Source organism: Pseudochrobactrum sp. AO18b, from assembly GCF_000409565.1.
GTDB classification, from domain to species: domain Bacteria; phylum Pseudomonadota; class Alphaproteobacteria; order Rhizobiales; family Rhizobiaceae; genus Pseudochrobactrum; species Pseudochrobactrum saccharolyticum.
Window position 1 is genome coordinate 1 of record NZ_ANNO01000258.1, and the last position, 21,144, is coordinate 21,144.

11 protein-coding genes are annotated in these 21,144 nt (G+C 50.3%); 9 read left to right on the forward strand and 2 right to left on the reverse strand.

Going from position 1 to position 21,144, the window contains the following annotated elements; translation table 11 throughout:
• Together A918_RS0110560 and A918_RS0110565 are read right to left on the reverse strand one after the other, a co-directional pair.
• The coding region (locus A918_RS0110560) for an ABC transporter substrate-binding protein (protein ID WP_022711032.1) at positions 1-1,507 on the reverse strand (1,507 nt) is incomplete at its 3' end.
• 22 nt (positions 1,508-1,529) lie between these two features.
• Positions 1,530-2,114: a MarR family winged helix-turn-helix transcriptional regulator gene (locus tag A918_RS0110565; protein ID WP_022711033.1), complete on the reverse strand. Its 585-nt coding sequence runs from the start codon at positions 2,112-2,114 to the stop codon at positions 1,530-1,532.
• 184 nt (positions 2,115-2,298) lie between these two features.
• Here A918_RS0110565 and A918_RS0110570 point away from each other — a divergent pair, with 184 nt between their 5' ends.
• From A918_RS0110570 to A918_RS0110610, 9 genes are all read left to right on the forward strand, one after another.
• Entirely contained in the window at positions 2,299-3,006 is a 708-nt protein-coding gene (locus tag A918_RS0110570; RefSeq protein WP_022711034.1) for a creatininase family protein, read from the forward strand.
• A 107-nt stretch (positions 3,007-3,113) separates the two neighbouring features.
• Positions 3,114-4,088 (forward strand): ABC transporter permease, encoded by a 975-nt coding sequence (locus A918_RS0110575; RefSeq protein ID WP_022711035.1) that lies wholly within the window; start codon positions 3,114-3,116, stop codon positions 4,086-4,088.
• Entirely contained in the window at positions 4,088-4,969 is an 882-nt protein-coding gene (locus A918_RS0110580; protein WP_022711036.1) for an ABC transporter permease, read from the forward strand. Before A918_RS0110575 ends, A918_RS0110580 begins: the two co-directional genes overlap by 1 nt.
• The gene (locus A918_RS0110585) at positions 4,966-6,645 is read left to right on the forward strand and encodes an ABC transporter ATP-binding protein (protein WP_022711037.1); all 1,680 of its coding nucleotides are present in this window, start codon (positions 4,966-4,968) and stop codon (positions 6,643-6,645) included. Before A918_RS0110580 ends, A918_RS0110585 begins: the two co-directional genes overlap by 4 nt.
• Before the next feature lie 72 nt (positions 6,646-6,717).
• Complete coding sequence (locus tag A918_RS0110590; protein WP_156831423.1) at positions 6,718-7,020, forward strand: hypothetical protein; 303 nt, start codon at positions 6,718-6,720, stop codon at positions 7,018-7,020.
• Positions 7,021-7,218: 198 nt separating this feature from the next.
• On the forward strand, positions 7,219-8,325 hold the full coding sequence (locus A918_RS0110595; protein ID WP_022711039.1) for an agmatine/peptidylarginine deiminase: 1,107 nt from the start codon (positions 7,219-7,221) through the stop codon (positions 8,323-8,325).
• 2 nt (positions 8,326-8,327) lie between these two features.
• Positions 8,328-8,786: a hypothetical protein gene (locus A918_RS0110600; RefSeq protein WP_022711040.1), complete on the forward strand. Its 459-nt coding sequence runs from the start codon at positions 8,328-8,330 to the stop codon at positions 8,784-8,786.
• Between the two features lie 421 nt (positions 8,787-9,207).
• Positions 9,208-17,343 (forward strand): SdrD B-like domain-containing protein, encoded by an 8,136-nt coding sequence (locus tag A918_RS0110605; protein ID WP_084664759.1) that lies wholly within the window; start codon positions 9,208-9,210, stop codon positions 17,341-17,343.
• Positions 17,340-21,101 carry a hypothetical protein gene (locus A918_RS0110610; protein WP_022711042.1) on the forward strand — a complete coding sequence of 1,254 codons (3,762 nt, stop codon included), beginning with the start codon at positions 17,340-17,342 and terminating at the stop codon, positions 21,099-21,101. Before A918_RS0110605 ends, A918_RS0110610 begins: the two co-directional genes overlap by 4 nt.
• Positions 21,102-21,144 lie beyond the last annotated feature (43 nt).

Consider the following 21,144-nt stretch of genomic DNA (forward strand, 5'->3'; position numbering starts at 1 on the left):
TCTTCACAGCCCATGCGCTGAGCTGGATCGCCAGCGGCAGATCAGGACGGTCTGTTGCCACCAGATTATTCGCCTTTTCAAGCAATGTGCGGCGCTCATCTGCATCCATCGCTGCTGCAGCATCTTCAATCAGCTTGTCCATTTCCGGATTGGCATAGCCGCGCACGTTAAACGCACCCAGCGATTTTGCCGGTTCATTGGAATGCATCAGCGATGACAACATGTAATTGGCCTCACCCGTCAATGTACCCCAGCTTGCCATATAGAGCGAGTACTCACCGCGGGTTTTCGCAGGGTTGAATACCGCTGCCGGAACGCCGTTTACATCCGCCGTAATGCCGATCGCAGCCAGCATCTGGGCGACTGTAGGTCCCAGCTCATTCGGCATACGGTCATTCGAATAGCTCAATGTGATTTTGAAACCATCCGGATAACCGGCTTCTGTGAGGAGCTCTTTTGCACGATTAATATTGAATTCCGGTGCCTGCAGCGACTTGTCATAGCCGAAAATATTGGAGGTCACCAATTGTGTCGGTACCGCTGCCATGCCTTCCAGAGCGAATTCAACTATGGTCTCGCGGTCAATTGCCAGATCAAAAGCCTCTCGCACACGCGGGTCAAGCAGCGGGTTTTTGTCCAGCTTGCTGCCATCCTTGGCAAATACCATCGGGCTTTTTTCGCGGAAATCAAATTCGAGATAGCTGATATAGATGCTCTCGTTTTTCACCACCGTCAGCGATGAATCCTGCTCAAGCACAGGGACGTCCGAGGCAGGCACTTTGGAAATAACATCAACCTGACCGGCTTTCAGCTGGGCAACGCGGGCAGCATCATTCGGGATTTCCTTGCGGATAACGCGATCCCATGGCTGTGATCCGCCCCAGTAACCGTCGAAACGCTCCAGAACCAGATCCTGTGTCGGTGCCCATGAAACGAATTTATAAGGGCCGGTGCCGATCGTGGCTTTACCGGTATTGAAGCCTTCCGCTGCGGTTTCCTGTGTTGAATAGGCAGCTGCTGCTTTGTGTGAAGTGATAAACAGGCGGATAAAATCATTCGGCAAAGTCGGTGCTGCAGAATTTGTGGTCACGCGCACAGTCAGCGGATCAACAACTTCTACCGATTTAACACGGCGCACAAAAATCGTTGCCGGATTTGGCCCTGTTACATGCGGAATGCGCTCAATGGAGAATTTCACATCTTCCGCTGTAAAATCTGAACCGTCATGGAATTTCACGCCTTCGCGCAGTTTGAATTCCCATGTCGTATCATCAAGTGCCTGCCAGCTCACGGCCAGCGACGGTTCAAGCTCAAGATTGTTGCCTGAGCGGATCAGCGTATCGAAAATATGTTTCGTCGCTTCGGCATTGGCGGCGGTTGCCGTAAAATGCGGATCCATTGAGGCAGGGCCGGCTTTAATTGCCATAACCAGATCGGCGGCAAAAACCTGTCCGGCGCTAAAAAGCAATGTTGTGCCGAGCATCAAAGCATGCAGTGTTTTTTTCATGTGAATAGTCCAGTCCCCATTATTAGTCTTGTTCAAACTCTTCATCACGCTCCGGCAGATCGGAGGCAATTGTTTCCGGCCATTCGCGGGAGGCGATCACCAATTTGGTCAGAAGTTCCGAGAGCATCATGCGCTCAGCAGGGCTGAGCGTTTCCAGCATCAGACGTTCGCGCTCCAGCATCGGCGTCATTTTCGCTTCAACAATGGCGCGCCCTTCATCGGTCAAGCACAGCACAACACGGCGCAGGTCGTCGCTGTCACCTTCGCGTTGCACCAGTTTCAGGCGGGTCAGTTTTTTAGTGGCGCGGCTCAGCGTGTTTTTCGGAAAGCCGGAACCGGCAACAACTTCGGACAAAGTCGTGCGGTCGCGCAGAAACAGCGAATACAGCACCACAAATTCCGGCCGCAGCAGATCATGATCCGCACCGATCAGCCCGTAGATCGGGTTGTTGTAATGGAGTGCCAGATAGTTGATCCGGAAGGACAACCAGCACGGATTTTCCCATAATTTAGTATGCAGAATATCGCTTTCGCTGATGCGGCTGTCTGCCGCCTCACTGCGCCCCGCGCGCCCCTCCAAAAGAGCGATTGCTACGCGTTCCTCCATCACTTCTCCCCGTGACAGTTTAGCAATTAAGTTCCATTCAGAACAAGATATAGCTTGTTTTAAGGATGTCAAACGTAATTTTTGTTCCAATTGGAACTTGTCTGCGAAATATTTTCATGGATAATAGTTTCAGAAACCCATGAGCGCAGACTCGGGAACACTTTTGAAATGAGAGGAATTTCACATGCATATTAACGCCATGCACTGGGCGCAGGTTGAAGATCGTGTCAAACAGGACGACCGCTGCATCCTGCCGATCGGCAGCGTTGAGCAACATGCCCGCATCAGCCTTGGCACAGATATGATCCTTGCCGAGAAAGTATCGCTGGATGCCGCAGAACCGCTGGGCGTGCCGGTATTTCCCGTGCTCCCTTATGGTCTGGCATCCAGTTTCGCTGACTTCCCCGGTACAGTATCCCTGAGCCTGCGCACCTATATCGGTGTGATTGAAGATATTCTCGACAGCATTTACCGCGCCGGTTTCCGTCGTATTCTGATCGTCAACGGCCATGGCGGCAATGCGCCTGCCGGTACTGTTGTGTCTGAGTGGCTGAACCGCAACCGCGATGCCAGCGTCAAAATGCACGATTGGTGGCGCGCACCACAAACCATGGGCAAAGTACTGGAAATCGACAGCCGTGCTTCCCACGCCTCATGGATGGAAAACTTTCCGTGGACACGTCTTGCAGACGTTCAGCAGCCGGAACATGCGGTAGAGCGCATTGATTTCGGCGCTATGGCTCGCGTTGACGCCGGCCGTAAACGTACGCTGTTGGAGAGCTGCGAAGGCAATTATCACGGCCTTTTTGAACGTCCGGATGCCGATATGCTGGCGATCTGGGATGTTGCTGTGCGTGAAACCCGCTTTGAACTCGAAAACGGCTGGCACTGATAATTATAAATTTCCGGACAGGAGAAATCCCGTCCAGCATTAGAAATAGTTAAGCGGATACGGCGGGAGGAAACTGTCCGTTATCCGCTTTTGGGGGAGCATAGCTGATGATTGCATTTATTGTCAGACGCTTATGGCAGGCAGCATTGGTGATGCTTGTCATGTCGCTATTGGTTTTTATGGGGGTCTTTGTCATCGGCAATCCTGTCGATGTGCTGATCTCACCGGATGCGACACAGGAAATCCGTGACAGGGTGATCGCCCAATACGGGCTGGACCTGCCGGTATGGCAGCAATATCTGCAATTCATGAGCAATCTGCTTCATGGCGATTTGGGGCGCTCCTTCGTCTATAATATGCCTGTCTCCGAGCTGATCGCATCACGCCTGCCTGCAACTGCCGAGCTGGCCTTGACGGCTGTGTTCATGGCCAGTCTCATCGGTATTCCGCTTGGTATTTATGCCGGTTACAAGCCGGACAGCTGGGCGTCCAAAATCATTATGGCGCTGTCCATTCTCGGCTTTTCCGTTCCCACGTTCTGGATCGGGCTGATGCTGATTATGGTCTTTGCCGTGCAGCTTGGTATTATGCCTGCGGGCGGACGCGGTGCCACAATTTCCGTGCTCGGTGTTCCTGTCAGCTTCCTGACACTTGATGGTCTTCATCATCTGGCATTGCCCGCCATTAATCTCTCGCTGTTTAAATTATCGTTGATGATCCGTCTGGCTGCGTCCGGTACGCGTGAAATCATGCTGACCGACACGATTAAATTTGCCCGTGCCGCCGGTATTAACGAGCGCACAATTCTGCGCCGTCATGTGCTGCGCCTGATCTCCATTCCGCTTGTTACCGTCTTTGGTCTGGAGCTTGGCTCAACCGTTGCTTTTGCCGTTGTAACGGAGACGATCTATTCATGGCCGGGTCTTGGCAAACTGATCATTGACAGCATCACCTCACTCGACCGACCAGTGATGGTTGCCTATCTGATGCTGGTTTCCCTGCTTTTCATCACGATTAATCTGATTGTGGATCTGTCCTATGCCGTGCTTGATCCGCGCATGCGTCAGGGAGGTGGCAAATAATGTCATTACTCAACAGCAGATCATTACAATTCTGGTCGGAATTCAAACGCCATCCGGTGCCTATGGTTGCCGCTTTTATAGTGCTGCTCATCATTTTGCTGGCCGTCTTCGCACCGCTGATTGCACCACAGGATCCGTATGATCTTTCCAGCCTTGTGTTGCGGGACGGACGCCGTGCACCCGGTTATATCGGTCAGGGCGGTTACACCCATATTCTGGGAACCGACGGACAGGGGCGCGATCTCTTCTCCGCCATTCTGTATGGTTTGCGCATTTCACTGGAAATGGGCTTGCTGGCCGGTGCGATTGCCTTTGCCATTGGTGCATTGGTTGGCTCAACGGCAGCCTATGTCGGGGGGCGCTTTGAAGCCTTCATCATGCGCGTTATCGACCTGCAACTTTCCTTTCCGGCCATTCTGCTGGCCTTTGTGGTGGCAGCACTTCTCGGGCAGGGCAAAAGCCAGCTGATTATCGCTCTGGTCTTTTCGCAATATGCCTATTTTGTGCGTACGGCTCACGGTGCAGCCTCTGCTGAACGCCATAAAGACTATGTCGAGGCCGCACTTTCTGTGCCGATGAGCGGTTGGTTCATTGTTACCCGTCATATCCTGCCCAATGCTATGCCACCACTCATTGTTGTGGCAACAGTACAGGTCGCCTCGGCAATCTCGCTGGAAGCAACGCTGTCATTCCTTGGTGTCGGCCTACCGCCGACAGAACCATCTCTCGGCATGCTCATTTCCAACGGTTTCCAATATCTGCTGTCCGGCCGCTACTGGATTTCGATCTATCCGGGCATTGCACTGATCATTCTCATTATGGCGATCAATCTCGTTGGCGATCAGATCCGCGACCAGCTTAATCCGAGGTTGAACAAATGACAGCTCATCTTCTTGAAGTTACTGATCTGCATACGCATTTCGAAACCCGTGCCGCTACCGTCAAATCTGTCGATGGTGTTTCCTTCTATCTCGACCGCGGGGAAATTCTGGGACTGGTGGGTGAATCCGGTTCCGGCAAATCCATCACCGGTTTTTCTCTGATCGGGCTGATCGACAAGCCGGGACGCATCGTGCAAGGCTCCGTTAAACTGGAAGGGCGTGAACTTGTCGGCCTGAGTGAAAGCGAGTTGCGCAAATTACGCGGCCGTGAAATCTCGATGGTCTTTCAGGATCCGATGATGACACTCAATCCGGTGCTGACCGTTCTTGATCAGATGACACTGGCATTGCGCGCGCATGAAACTATTTCGGACAGCGATGCCCGCATGCGCTGTGTGGAAGCCTTGCGCCGTGTACGCATTGTCGATCCGGAACATAAGGTTGATTTCTATCCGCATCAGTTTTCCGGTGGTATGCGCCAGCGCGTGGCGATTGCTATTGCTTTGCTGCACAATCCAAAGGTCGTGATTGCGGATGAGCCGACTACAGCACTTGACGTATCCGTACAGGCGGAAATTCTGACCGAGGTGAAAGCACTGGTCGCCGAGCTTGGCATTTCGATGATCTGGATAAGCCATGATCTGGCGACAGTTGCCTCAATTTCAAAACGCATTGCTGTGATGAAATCGGGCAAGATTGTCGAGACCGGCCCTGCTTCCGAAGTGCTGAAATCACCAAGCCATCCTTATACACAAGGTCTGCTGGATGCCCTGCCATCCCGCTCCAAACCGGGGCAAATGCTGGGCAAGCCGACAGATGAAGAAGAAGCATCGTTTCAAACCGCCCCATCAGTAACGGAAGCCAAACCGGATTTTGTGACCGTTCGCAATGCTGTGAAACGCTTCGAATGGAAAAGTGATTTCTGGGGCAGGCTCGGCCAGAAAATCGGCCTGCTAAAACCTCGCAAACCGGTTATCGCCGTCAATCATGTCAATCTGACCATCGCCCGAGGGGAGGCGCTGGGGCTGGTCGGAGAATCCGGATCCGGTAAATCAACGCTCGGCCGCATGGTCTGCGGAATTTATCAGCCGACTGAGGGGGAGATCCGTCTATCCGGCCAGCCTGTCATGTCTGACCATGTACACGGACGCAAACTGACGACCAAAATTCAGATGATCTTTCAGGATCCGTTTGCATCCCTTGATCCGCGCCGCACCATTGGCCAGTCAATTGCAGAAGGGCCGATTGCCCATGGTCTGACCACAAAAAGCGAAGCCCGTGCCTATGTAGCCCATTGGCTGAAAGCGGTGAGCCTTGATCCGGCCTTTGCAGACCGCTATCCGCACCAGTTTTCCGGCGGTCAGCGGCAGCGCATTGCGATTGCCCGTGCTTTGGCAATGAAACCGGAGGTGATTGTCTGCGATGAGCCAGTGGCGTCACTTGATGTGTCCATTCAGGCGCAAATTCTCAATCTGCTCCTGCGGCTGCGCAAAGAACTGAACCTGACATTGCTGTTCATCAGTCATGATCTGTCCGTTGTGCGCCACCTCTGTGATCGCATCATCGTTATGCATCACGGTAAAATTGTGGAGGAAGGTATGGCTGAGACAATCTTTGAAGCCCCGCAGCAGCCCTATACAAGAATGCTTCTCGACGCCATTCCGAAGCTGGCCTAGACGCGTGATACCTGCCAGTATATTCAACGCGGTCATACAGCCGCGTTGAATATCTGGAATAAGGGGATGCTATTGAGAAATACGGTGTTTTTCAGTCTTCTGGCATTCTTTATACTTGTCACAGTTTTTTTAAATCTGTTGCTTAATCCTGCACCACCGCAATATCCGTCGATTGGCGGTGGCGGATATGACTTGTCCGGATTTGTCTATACCCTGTGCCTGCTGCTTTTTACTTGTCTCTGGTCAGTCATTTTGCTGATTGCCAGCCAATGCGTAAAAAAGCCGGTTACAGCACGCCGGTTTTTTATTCTGGCTATGATCGGTGCTTTGACATTCATTGCCTCGTTACTGTTTTATCACGACAATCTGACGTAAAAATATGATGCGCTGTTTACCTGTCACCGCGTCACCTCTCGCCAATAATGCGGCATTGAACAGGACAGAGTGTCAAAAAATATCCCTGCAATATGCGTGAATGTGTTCAACATTCGTTGACAGCGCTTAAGGGTGCTCTACTTTATGTAAATATATTCTAAAATATCGATTTTCCTTTTTTATTTTCATGGTGATAGAATGATGACACGCCGTCAAACTTTACTGGGTGCTGCCGCCGCTGCCGTTGGTCTGTCGATGCAAGCGCGTCGGGGGCAGGCGGAAGGTACATCAGCGCGTGCTGCGGGTTTTTGGTATCCGGAAGAAACAGAACCGCATGAGCGCACTTTCATGCAGTGGCCGGTTAATCCTGTTGTCTATGACGATCCTGATTTTCTTGATGATATTCAGAAAACGATTGCGAAAATCGCCAATACGATCGCAGAATTTGAGCCGGTTGTGATGCTGGCTGCAGCAAAGCATCACGGTGTTGTTCGCAAGCTGGTATCGCAGAAAGTAGAGCTATGGGACATTCCGACTGACGATTTATGGTGTCGCGATTCCGGCCCTTCATTTGTCGTCAATGGAAAAGGTGGACTGGCCGTCACACAGTTTAATTTTAATGGTTGGGGGAACAAGCAGACCCACAGCGCAGACGGTAAGATCGCTGCACAGATAGCCGAACGATTAGGCTTGCAGGTTTTTGATGCAGGTCTGGTCGGGGAAGCGGGCGGCGTTGAAACCGATGGCCACGGCACGCTGATCGCTCACGAAAGCAGCTTCGTCAATGCCAATCGCAATCGGGGCAGTAAAGCTGAAATTGAGAAGATGCTGCTGGATACGATGGGTGCGCGCAAGATGATCTGGGCACCCGGAATTATTGGCGCAGATATTACCGATTATCATATTGATGCGCTTGCCCGTTTCGTTAAGCCGGGACAATTGCTGATCCAGATGGGTGATGAAATTGACGCCGAAGACCCATGGTCGGTTGCCTCCTTCGAGACGCATGACATTCTGGCCGCAGCGACTGATGCCGAAGGGCGTAAACTGGACATGGTTATTTTGCCGGAGCCATACGATATTCGTTCGAAGAGCCGCGATTTTGTGTCTTCTTATGTGAATTATTATGTTTGTAACGGCGGGGTGATTGCTGCTGAGTTCGGAGACCGTGAGGCCGACGAACAGGCTGCTGCTATACTTGGCAAATTATATCCCGGCCGCGAGATTGTTACACTAAATATCGATCCGGTAGGGGAAGTTGGCGGTGGTATCCACTGTGCAACTCATGAACAACCCAAGGTTTGAATATGTGGAACTGGTTACGGCGCAATACTGAACCCTTGGCCGCTTTGGGCGGGATTGCTACAGCCTTTGCCGCGCTTTCAGCACTGATTATCATTCCGTATCAGGTCGGTCAGGCCGATCTGATACAGCGGGATCAGACCGCGCGCGAAATATATCGAGAATTTCTGAACCTGACGGTGCAAAAGCCAGAACTGGCGCATGCTGATTATTGTTCGATCAACAAGAAAACTGAGCTCACCGCTTACGGGGCATATGTCGAATATCTGCTTTATACGGCTGAGCAGATGGTCGAAACTTCACCGGACTGGCGTGCACCAATGGCCGGATATTTGAGTGATCACATGGAATATCTTTGCGATCCCGAGGGGCTGGGAGCGCGTGACGGGGTGGCTGATCTGCTGGCGCAGACGGGACTCGTCTGCAAGCCTGAGAATACCTGCCCGCAAAACAGCAGCCCTTAAGACTATATGCGGGGAGAGAGGTTTACGCTCTGATAGCATTGGCGGGGTTGAACAGGGTGGCTTCAATCAGCAGTGTACTGTCTGTTATCTTTTGCGCCAACCATTCGTTTGTCGCGGATGATCGCGTTCTTTGCGAGATCGGTCTCCCATGCAACAGAACCTCCATTTAGGTTCGTTTTTGTGCTTAAGAGTCACATCATGGAAAAATTATTCAGAAATATCAATTAATTATTGGTTAACTATTTCGAATCATGTAGTGCCCCTCATCAAGGTGGGGGCCTAATCGAATATGTTTTAATTACCCGCGAACTTTCAGTTCGCGGGTAATTGATTCTCCGCGCTTGTGTTTTTGTAAAACACGGGTGAGCAGTGCTTTCTTTTATGTCCCGACCGATGTGTAAGCATAGGTTTTAGGGACGAAATGAAACGGTTATTTACAGTGTTTATCATGGCGGTTTTTGCCATGTTCAACTCTCTGTCTGGCGTTTATGCGCAAAGCGTAACAGGCTGGACACTCAATATTAATGCTGACAAACAAAGTCCGCTGGCGGCCGGTACTGAGATTGAGTTTGCTGCGACTGTAAATAACAGTGATAACTTCCCGACCACGCCGACGAGCGTTGCATTTACGATCCCTGCATCGGTTAAGTTTTACGGCCTTGATGTTGATAAGGACGTTTTCAGCGGTTGCGCCCCAATGCCAGCCATTGGCGTAGAGCTGACTAACGATGCGATAATTACCTGTGAAGTGCGTATACTTCAGCCGCAGGAAAGCGTAACCGCTAAAATCCGTTTGAGCCCTCAGAAAGAGGGGGTTGTCGTTTTTAATGGTAAAATTGCCAAGAACGGCGCTGAACAGAACCGCAGCATTACTGTTAACAAAGGCGCTGACTTAGCCCTGACATTGAATGCTCCTGCTGAAGTTAAGGGCGGTGGCAAAGTTAACTTTACCGCGACTGTTAAAAATGAAGGCCCGTATCCGTCAAAGGGTTCAACACTTACCTTCCCTGTCCCTTCAGGTGTTGTGATGGACCAGCCGATGGAAAATGGCTGCACATTGTCGGGCAATATTGTCACTTGTGAAATCAAACAGGAAATTGAGCCAGACCAGTCTCTGGATTTTGGCTTTTCCGGACAGGTAACAGTCGGAAATAGTTCTAACATTATGATCGATGCGAAAGTGATTGGAAATTCGCCGCTTGATCCGAATGTTGAAAATAATAAAGCACTTGCAAATATGAAGGTTCTTGCCGGTACGGATGTGAGTCTGAGCAAGATGCGCTCACCGCAAGGTCTTATTCTAACCGGTTCTCCGGTTGAATTTACTTTGACGCCACAATTTGCCGGTGACGAGCCTTCACAGGCAACGATTAAAGATGTCTTGCCGGAAAATTATGAATTTGTTGGTTTTGGAGATCTGGCTGGCACCGGTTGGGCTTGTGTTTTAACCGGCAGAGAAGTGGTGTGTGAATATACCAAATCCGCTGGCAGCAACTATAAAGCACCGATCAAAATTAATACTACAGCTGTTAAGGCAACCCATGACGGTAAGGGAGCCGGTGCGCCTGTTTATAATCAAGCGACAATAACATCTGAGAATGAAGATCTGGACTATGTGGGCAATAACATCATCAATGACGGTGGTGCGAGTATTGTTGACCCATATTTTGATTTGGAAGCTGATAAAACAGGTGGGCCGGACTACGGTTTGGTCATTGTCGGCGAAGAATACCAATATACGTTAAAAAGCAAGAATATTGGCAATTCCGGCTTTGACGGCAAATTGACTATAACCGATCATTTGCCTGCAAATATGACGGTAACAGATGTTGCTGTACCAGCCGGTTGGACTTGTTCTGAATTGCCGATGACTGGGCCCCGTAATTTTGTTTGCGAGACGGATCAATATACATCTGAAGAACCGTTGAAACCGGGTGCTACTGCCGGACCTGTTACTCTGACCGTGAAAATGGAGCAGAGTGGTAAGTTTACCAATTCGATGACCGTTTCAGGGCCGGATGGTGCAGAAAAGCCAAACCTCTTGGGTAATAATACTGACTCAATCGGCGGTAATGCTGGTTCTGAAAAAGAAGAAACTCTGGCTGATCTTGAGATCAGGAAGACGCTTCTGACACCTGCAATTGTCAAAGCCGGTGATCCGCTTAAATTTAAGCTTGAAGTTATCAATCACGGCAAAGCACTGGCAACTGGTGTTGTTATTGATGATACGCTGAAAAATATTGTCGGCGGCCCATTGGGTGGTCAGGCAACCATCGCAGTGACAAGCTCAAGTGGTATCGTTTGTACGCAGCCTTCGAGCGGCGCTACGGAAGTTCAGCTGAAATGTACAATTGCAAGTCTGCCGGTTCATGAAGCGGGTAAACCTTATCCGTTCATTGAGATCAGTACATTTGCCGGTGACGAAGGTGCGCAAAAGAATACGGCTGTTGTTTACTCCACCGAAACGCCGGATGGTAATCAATCTAATAATCAATCATCGGTTGATTACACTGTTGAACCACTGACAGATGTAACGGTTATTAAATCCAGCTCGTCTGAAAAGACTGGTGCGCCTGCGGGGCAGAGTCTGGTTTATACTATTGCTGCCCGTGTCAATGATAACGGTCTGAGCGGTGCGGACAATGTTGTTATTGAAGATAAGTTGCCAGTCGGTGTTCGTTTCGTTGGTATTACCGAAAATGGCGCAATCTGTTCGACAAGCCTCAAGGAAGGTGAGGTCGTCACTTCCGCCAATAACACCATCACCTGTACATGGGCGCGTCTCGAAAACGGCACCCAGAAAGAAGTGGCTATTGAGGTTAAGCCTTCGACCGGTCAGGTTGGAGATGAGCTTGTCAATAATGCAACGGTCAGCACCACGACTGAAGAAACAGACAAGACCAACAATGCTGCCAGCGTTTCGGTGGAAATTCATGCGCCTGCGCTTGATCTTTTGGTAACCAAAACCGATACGGTTGATGGCGAGCAACATGATCCGGTCGAGAAAGGCACCAATACAACTTATCTGATTGTAGCCAAAAATGATGGCCCGTCGGATGCGTATAATGTTAATATTGTTGATACATTTCCGGCGTCCGGTTTTTCCTATGATAAAGTAGAGGGGCAGTCCGCAGGCCTTACCTGCTTACCACCAAATGTGAATGCTGGTCAGGCAGGCGGTACGCTTACTTGTTCTATTCCGGTGCTTAAAGCCGGTACTGAAGTGCAGTTCAAAGTCCAAATGAAGTCTTTGGTACGCGGCACTTATCAGAATAAAGTTGTAATAACTTCAGACGAAACAGCGAAAAACTATGACCGTAATCCGGCTAATAATGCGGATGATGAAACAACCACTGTTCGTGTGAAGTCCGATGTCAGCGTTGTCAAAAAAGCCAACGAGCCGGTTGTTGACCTGCGTCAAAGTTTTACCTGGACGCTTACGGTTGAAAGTCTGTCAGGTAACGGCCTCGAAGTTGCTGAAGAAGTTATTCTCACCGACACTTTGCCGGAAGGTATGGTGCTGACTGAAGTTCCTGAGATTACCAGCGGTAAAGGTGGTTTGTGTCTCGGTGTTATCGGTACACGTCAGATCAGATGTGAACTCGGTGATATGGAACCGGCGGAAAAAACAGTCATTAAACTTACCACCAAGATTACAGATATGAAGGCAGAAGCAATGACCAATGCCGCTTCTGTCACGACAAAATCTTTCGACAAAAACTCAGCGAATAATACGTCTAGCGATAGTGTTAAAACTGTTCTCGGTGGTTCGGTAAGCGGTAAAATCTTCGTCGATTTCAACGAAAAAGCTGATTTCAATACTGGTATAGATGTCGGCGTTGCTGGGGTAACTGTCACCCTGACTGGTATTGCCAAGCATGATGACGCAGATCTCACATTCACCGTACAGACTAACCCTGATGGTAGCTATAATTTCACGGGCGTTCCTGCCGGTGAATATCAGGTCAGCTACAGCAATGTGCCGAACAGCAGCAAATACCAGACCGGTGTTTCTGTGTCTGGTACCAATGATTATAATGATAGCAAGACCTCATCAGTGAACAACACAACCCTTGGTTCGGTTGTCATTGAAAAAGATTCCAAGAGTATTGAAAATAACTTCACACTCCACGTCACGCCTTCGGTTGGCCTGGGCAAGGTAGCCAATGCACCTGTTTCAATGGGTGATGGTACTTACACTGTCACATATACATTCACGGCCAAAAACCTCAGTCAGGAACCGTTGAAGGACATCACGCTGACGGATGTTCTGAATGGTGGCGCACAGAATTTTGGTTCTCCATCAGCGGACGATGTTCCGCAGCCAGGGTTCTACAAGGTTACATCCGTCAGCACGAACAGCGGCACTTTGTCGTCTGCTTTTGATGGGGCAACCAATACGCTGATCGTTGGTAATGCCGTGCTGCAGCCAAATGCAACGCTGATTGCCACTGTAGTCGTGCGGGTTAATCCTGATAAACCATGGCAAGCCAATCCGCTTGTTCTGACCAATCAGGCAGATGTTACAGCAGTCGGTGAATATTCCGGCAAAACCGGCATTGCGGACAAGTCAGACAACAGAGCCGGTGGTGAAAACTATCCGAACCGGAATGTGCCGACCACCGTTAATATTGTGCCGGAAGCAGCAATTAAGCTGGAAAAAACCGGTGCGCGCATTGGCGGAACTGGCGAGATTACAGCCGGTGACGTGATTGAATATACATTCAAAGTTACCAATACCGGTAAAACACCGCTCTTTGATGTGGTTGTAACCGATCCGAAAACTGGTCTGGTCTGGACTGCGAATACAAAGATTGCAGAACTCGCCGTTGGCGCCAGTAATGATACGGCCTTTAAAGCGACCTATGTCGTCAAACAGGCAGACATTGATAATGGTACGCTGGAAAATACAGCGGAGACTGAAGGTGCTTGGGGTAACTTTGGCGGCACGCCGCAAACGGTTACTTCAACTGACAAATTTGATCTGCCATTGAGTGAACCTTCTCTGAAGTTTGAGAAGAAACTGAAACAGTCAGACGTTAAGACCCCGTCAGTTGTTGGTGACAAGATCACCTATGAATTCATCGCCGAGAATACCGGTAACACGACATTGAACAATGTAGTGATTACGGATGAATTGGCTGGTGTGGTGGATAGCGGTGCCTTTAATATTGGTACTCTTGCACCGAAAGAAAAGAAGACTGTCGAAGCATATTATCTGCTGAAATTGCAGGATATTAATGCCGGAAAAGTCGTCAATAAAGCACTGGCCACCGGCACTTATGGTCCTGATGACAAGAAGATCACCACACCGCCTTCAGAAGTAGACGTTCCGACTTACCGCGATCCGAAGCTGACGCTTGTAAAGGCATTAAGCTCGGTTGTGCCGGAACCAGCCTATGCCGGTGATATGCTGGAATGGACTGTGACAGCGACCAACGAGGGCAATGTCACTCTCTATAATATCAAAGCCAGCGATCCGCTGGTGGGTGCAGTTATCGCACCGGCATCTCTTGCTTCATTGGCACCGGGTGAAAGTGGTACATTTACGGTTAAAGCACCAATCCAGCAGAACCATCTGAATGATGGTAAGGTGGTCAACACTGCCAAGGCTGATTTTGAAGACCCGACAGACCCGCAACCGCCGGTGGATTCTAATGAAGTTGTAACGCCGCTTGCACATAAGCCTTCGATCAGCCTTGAGAAGGTGGCTATTCTTGATGGTCTGAGCAATCCGGCAAAGATCGGTGATGAACTTCGCTACAGCTTCACTATCCGCAATACCGGTAATGTCGCGCTTAATGGTTTGGTTCTGACCGATCATCTTGACGGCGTTGTCATCGACACAGCTGATGTCACTCGTCTGGAAAACTTGATTCTGCAGCCGGTTAATGCGGCCAAGGACAATGATGCTGAAGTTCAGACTGTTGTTTACGGTACTTATAAGCTGAAGGTTGCCGATATTAATGCCGGTAAGGTTGAAAACACCGCCGATGTTAAGGGTATTCCTGAGCACGGTGACAAGACACCGGTAACGGATGACAGCAGCACCGATACACCACTCGATCGCGACCCTTCGATCAAGCTGGTCAAAACACTTGAAGCGTCTTCATTGCCGAAGCCTGCTAAGGCTGGTGACGTTATCAAGTTCAACTTTGCCGTTCACAATACCGGCAATGTGACTCTGGAAAAGATCCGCATTGTTGATTTGGTTACCGATGTGCAGGTCGTCAATCAGTCCGGCTGGACTGGTCCGTTGGAGCCGGGTGAAGTTAACACGGATGCGTTCACTGCAACCTATGCATTGAAACAGTCTGATATTGATGCAGGTGTTTTTGCCAACACGGCACAGGTATTCGGCTCAAGTGTAAACGGTATGCCGGATGACGTAACCGATATTTCCGGTACTGATCTGACGAATGACGATAAAACCGTTGTGGAGTTGGAAACCTCGGCATCGGTGACGATTGTCAAATCGGAAACCCATGCTTTTTCTTCACCGACACAGGTGGATGAAGTCATCACCTATTCCTTCCTCGTCACCAATACAGGCAATCTGACACTGACCAATGTCATTGTGGAAGATCCGCTCGTTGGTTTGGAACCGGATATGCCTTTCACCATTGCGACATTGTTGCCGGGGGATGCGAATGCGGTCACGCTGACAGCAACCTATAAAGTCACACAAGCCGATATTGAAAAAGGTGAAGTCGTCAATCAGGCCACTGTTACCGGTGACTATGTTGACCCTGCCGATAAGACCAAGAAACCGGTAACACCGGATGTTTCAGAGGAAATCAAAGTTCCGCTGGAGCAGAAGCCGGGTATTGCTGTCGTCAAGGAAGCGAACTCCAAACTGACCGAACCGGCAGAAGCCGGACAGGAAATTGAATATACATTCACTGTCCATAATACCGGTAATATGGTGCTGAATAATGTGGTTCTGAATGATCCATTGGCAGGTATAACACCAAACAGCTTCACCATTGGCACAATGCAGCCGGGTGAGCAGCAGGTATTCACAGCCACTTACGCCATTACTGAAGCGGATATTGATGCCGAAAAGGTTGTTAATCAGGCAACAGTGAAGGGCACCTATGGCGATCCGACCACACCGAAAGACATTGAAGATCCTTCAGGCCCGACAGTGGATACAGACGAGCCGACTATTGTGCCGGTTATGCCTCCGCTGCCTGAGCTGGAAATCATTAAAAAGGGTGAATGGAACGACGCTAACGGCAATGGCTATCCGGAAGTTGGTGAGACACTCGAATTTACATTCGATGTTGCCAATAAGGGGAATGCGCTGCTCAATAATGTGACTGTGCAGGATGAAGGTCCGCTATTTGCAGGCAAGCGCGGTACCAATCAGCTGTCCGCTATCACTCCGGCACCGGTGACCCTGAAACCGGGTGAAAGCCAGACTTTCAAAGCAACTTATGTGCTGTCACAGGCAGATATTGATGCAACTGCCGGTCTTCCGGAAACGCTGACCAATATTGCCTTGGCCAAGGGCGATCAGCGTAACGGCAAGCCTTATGAATCTGAGGAAGATAAGGCGAAAATCAATCTGCCTGCTACCGAGCCGTCATTGGTAAAAATCACCAAACAGGCATTGCTGCATCAGGTTCGTCGTGGTGACCGCGTACCTTATATGATCAAGGTTGAGAACACTTCGTCGAGCAATGTAGGTTTGCTGAATATCATCGATACTATGCCTTCCGGTTTCCGCTATGTTGAAGGAACGGCTACTGTAAATGGTGAAAAAACTGAACCGGAGATCAGTGGTCGTCGTCTCAGCTTTGATAGACAGCCGATGGGCGCAAACAGCACGATCGAGATCCGTCTTGAACTGCTGGTTCTGAGCTCGGCAGGTCCCGGCAAGCACATCAATATTGCCACCGTAACGGACAAGGACGGCAAGCCGGTTGCACCTGATGCACAGGCGATTGTCGAGATCATGTCTGAGCCTGTTTTCGACTGTGGTGAAATCATCGGCACTGTCTTTGATGACAAGAACCGCAATGGTTATCAGGACGAAGGCGAAAAAGGTCTGGCCGGTGTGCGTGTTGCAACCGCTAAGGGCTGGCTGATCACAACGGACGAATATGGTCGTTTCCATGTGCCTTGTGCGGCGATGCCGGATCAGCGCATCGGTTCCAATTTCATCATGAAGCTTGATACCCGCACGCTGCCGACAGGCTACCGTCTGACGACTGAAAACCCGCGTGTTGTCCGTCTGACTGCCGGTAAAATGACCAAGCTGAACTTTGGTGCATCGATCAGCCGTGTTGTTCGTCTTGACCTTCAGGATGCAGCTTTTGAAGCAAACCGCGTCAAGCTGAAAAAGCAGTGGGCTGATAACCTGCCGCAACTCGTGGAAGTCCTGAAACAGGAAATCTCGGTTCTGCGTCTGAGCTACAAAATGGCAGGCAACGAACAGTCATTGGCCAAACAGCGCATGAAACATGTTCGCAAGCAGATCGCTGATCTGTGGAAGCGCAAAGGAGATAACTACCCGCTTGAAATCGAGACACGCGTGGAGGTGAGCAAATGAGCCGCTCAGTGAAAACCGCCACGCAATTTAAGGTTATGAAAATGTCTCAGTTCAAACTCGGTTCTTTCTCTCGCCTCGCTCTTCTGGCCAGTTCCGCACTGATGGCAGGCCATTTCTCAACCGTTTCAGTCTTGGCGCAAACCAAGACTGAAACCACCGAAGGTTCAGACCTGCGCGGTAAAATGTCGGATGACAGCTCGCTGCGTCATCTGACAATCGGCGAAAATACCGAAAAAGGTATTGCTGCCGATGCGGGCAATATTCCGTTCATGATCAGTGTGGATGGCGACACGGTCGAGACCAGTGCCTCGAAACCAACAGCTCAAACATCACGTCAGATTGATCGTGAGCGCAAAACCGATGTGGACTTGAGCAGCGTTGACATTCAGATCAAATTTGATGGTCTGGATGCATCGCCGATCCTCAATGTTTCGACCATGCCGGTGCGTCGCAGCTATAGCGCCAATGAAACTGTCGAATTTCTGGCAACCACCAACTATCCGGCTTTTATTGAGCGTTCGGAAATCCGCATTTTCGCAATCGGCGACGGCAAATCCGTCGATAAACCGGTAGCCGTTGTACCGGTGAAAACCAATGCCAAAGCGCAATGGGTGATGCCGGTGCAAGGCGATGAGCGTGAATATGCCTATGTACTGCGTGTTTATGATGAAAAAGGCCGGTTTGATGAAACCGAAGCGCTGACTTTGCGCCGCAGTGAAAAGAAAGACATTTTGGGCGATCGTGCGGAAGCTGTTGCGCCGGGGATGGGCGAAGACAGAACTGCAATCCGCAACATTCGTGTGCAGGGCGGTGCGGTAACAGTTCATGGCACCAATGTACCGGATGGCTATAAGGTCAAAGCTTTTGGCGAAACCATTCCGGTTGACGGCCAGCAGAAATTCGTAGTGCAGCGCATTTTGCGTCCCGGCGATCACGATATTGATGTCGGCATTAATGACGGGTTGAAGGGCGACGGTCTGGCCTTTAACCGCGATATTAATATTCCGGATAATGACTGGTTCTATGTCGGTTTGGCCGACATTACGCTTCGCAAGCGCAACGGCGACAGCGGTATTGAAGCCGTGCGTCCGGGTGAATATGACAGCACCACCACCAATGGCCGTCTGGCATTTTATCTTAAAGGTAAAATCAAAGGCGAATATCTGCTGACAGCTGCTGCTGACACAACCGATGACGAGCTCGACAAGATGTTCCGTAATTTCGGCAAGCAGAACCCGCGTCATCTGCTGCGCAAGCTCGATCCGGATGATTATTATCCGGTCTATGGTGACGATTCCACTTTTGTGGAAGATGCACCGACCAATGGTAAATTCTATGTCCGTTTAGAGCATGGTGACAGCCGTGCAGTATGGGGTAATTTCAAAACCCGCATCACCGGCACAGAGTTCATGCGCTCTGACCGTGCGCTTTATGGTGCGCAGGGCGTTTACCGTTCGGAAGCAACAACAAGCTTTGGCGAGCGTAAAACCGAAATTGATTTATACGCTGCCCAGCCGGATACTTTGCCGCAATATGAGGAATATCTGGCAACCGGCGGATCGGCTTATTTCATGCGCCGTCAGAATATTGTTGAAGGTTCTGAAACCATTACGGTTGAGTTCCGCGATTCAGTAACCGGTCGCGTTATTGAGCGCCGTACACTCAGAGCCGGAGAAGATTACCGCTTTGATTATATGCAGGGCGTGCTGATCCTCAACCGTCCGCTTTCATCCTCTGCCGGTACATCTGATCCGGTGCGTGACGGTGCATTGGGCGGCAACAAAACCTATGTCCTGGCACAATATGAGTTTGAGCCGGTTGCCGGTGATCTCGACGGCTACAGCCTTGGTGGCCGTGGCCAGCAATGGCTGAATGAAAATGTGCGTGTGGGTGTGACTGGCTATCAGGAAACCACGGGCACTGCTGATCAGAAGGCCGGAGGCGTTGATATTCGTGTGCGCCATTCCGACACCACTTTCATCGAGGGAGAAGTGGCCGGTTCTGACGGGCAGGGCTTTGGCTTTACCCGCTCCACTGATGGTGGTCTGACCAATAGCAACACCCTTGCGACAGGTAATAAAGGTCGCACTGCTCTGGCATGGCGCCTGAAAGGTCAGGTTGATCTGGCCGACATTCAGGAAGACGGCGTGCAGGGCAAAATCGGCGGCTATTATGAAGAAAAAGAAGCCGGTTTCTCCAGTCTTTTCGACAATACCAGTGTCGATAAACGCCTCTGGGGTGCTCATGCCGATCTGGATGTGACGGACAAAACCCGTCTGAAACTCATCTATGATGATTTCTGGGATGCGGACGGTCAGATCAAGCGTGAAGGCAAGACTTCCGTCAGCCATGAGATTGACGAATACTGGAAAGTGTCATTTGGTGTGACTTACACCGAACTGATGTCACCGACCGCTATCCGCTCAGGCAAAACCGGCTATGACGGTTCCCGCGTAGATACAGGTATGCGTATTGATTACCGTCAGGATGATGATCACCTTTATTATGTCTTCGGGCAGGTAACAGCCGGTCGCTCCGGTGATATCAAACGTAATGATCGTATCGGTGTTGGTACAGAACTGAAACTGACCGATACAATCGGCACGCAGGCAGAGATCTCCTACGGCACCAATGGTCTCGGCGGTCTGGCCGCTCTGACCTATGATCCGAATGCCGACGACCATTACTATGTCGGTTATCGTCTTGATCCGGACAGAGCCTTTGATCTCAATCGCAGCTATGATCTGATCGGTCGTGATAAGGGTGCCATTGTCGGCGGTGTGAAGCGCCGTATGAATGATGTGCTTTCAGCCTATTCGGAAGGCAATTATGACTTGTTTGGTGTTCGCAGTGCGCTGACACACACTTATGGTGTGGTCTATACGCCGGATAATGTCTGGACATTTGACGGTGGTTTTGAAGGTGGCCGTGTTCGCGACAACACCACAAATTCCTCTGGCGTTGAATATTCTGACTTTGACCGTTATGCGCCGTCGCTGGCCATCGGCTATAAGGACGAAGAACGCGGCATTACCGGTCGTTTGCGTGGTGAAGTGCGTGTCGAGCGCTCAGACGATCATACCCGTGACCAGAACACCTATCTGTTGGCCGGTGCCTATTCATGGAAGACCAATCCGGACTGGCGTGCACTGGTCAGTGTGGATGCGGTTCTCTCGGATACGAAATCGGATGTCACTTCATTCCAGAACACGGATTATGTTGAAGCCTCATTCGGTTATGCCTATCGTCCGGTGGAAAATGACCGCCTGAATGCGCTGTTCAAATATAGCTGGCTCTATGACATGCCGGGCAATGGCCAGTTAGGCAGTGGTGTTTCCAATTATAAATATGCACCTGCACAACGCAGCCATATTCTGTCGGCAGACTTTACCTATGATCTGGTGTCGTGGCTTTCAGTCGGTGCCAAATACGGTTTCCGTATTGGTGACGTGAAATACCGTCCGGCAGAAAATGATCATAAATTTGACAAGGACTGGCAGCGTTCATCCGCCCATCTGGGTGTTATCCGTGCCGATCTGCATGTAGTTAAAAAGTGGGATCTGCTGCTTGAAGGTCGTGTGATGCATATGCCGGAAGCCAAAACCACCGATTTTGGTGCGCTGGCAGCGGTTTATCGTCATGTGGGCGAGAACTTCAAAGTTGGTGCCGGTTATAATTTCGGCCGCTTTTCGGATGATCTGCGTGACCTGAGCCTTGATGACCGTGGCATGTTTGTGAACTTTATCGGCAAGTTCTGAGCCGGATCACTATACGGATAATAACAATACGGGCAGCGAAAGC

Coding starts and splice junctions, on each gene's coding strand:
- A918_RS0110570 (WP_022711034.1), top strand. CDS start 2,299: ATGCATATTAACGCCATGCACTGGGCGCAGGTTGAAGATCGTGTCAAA.
- A918_RS0110595 (WP_022711039.1), top strand. CDS start 7,219: ATGATGACACGCCGTCAAACTTTACTGGGTGCTGCCGCCGCTGCCGTT.
- A918_RS0110585 (WP_022711037.1), top strand. CDS start 4,966: ATGACAGCTCATCTTCTTGAAGTTACTGATCTGCATACGCATTTCGAA.
- A918_RS0110600 (WP_022711040.1), top strand. CDS start 8,328: ATGTGGAACTGGTTACGGCGCAATACTGAACCCTTGGCCGCTTTGGGC.
- A918_RS0110580 (WP_022711036.1), top strand. CDS start 4,088: ATGTCATTACTCAACAGCAGATCATTACAATTCTGGTCGGAATTCAAA.
- A918_RS0110565 (WP_022711033.1), bottom strand. CDS start 2,114: ATGGAGGAACGCGTAGCAATCGCTCTTTTGGAGGGGCGCGCGGGGCGC.
- A918_RS0110610 (WP_022711042.1), top strand. CDS start 17,340: ATGAGCCGCTCAGTGAAAACCGCCACGCAATTTAAGGTTATGAAAATG.
- A918_RS0110605 (WP_084664759.1), top strand. CDS start 9,208: ATGAAACGGTTATTTACAGTGTTTATCATGGCGGTTTTTGCCATGTTC.
- A918_RS0110575 (WP_022711035.1), top strand. CDS start 3,114: ATGATTGCATTTATTGTCAGACGCTTATGGCAGGCAGCATTGGTGATG.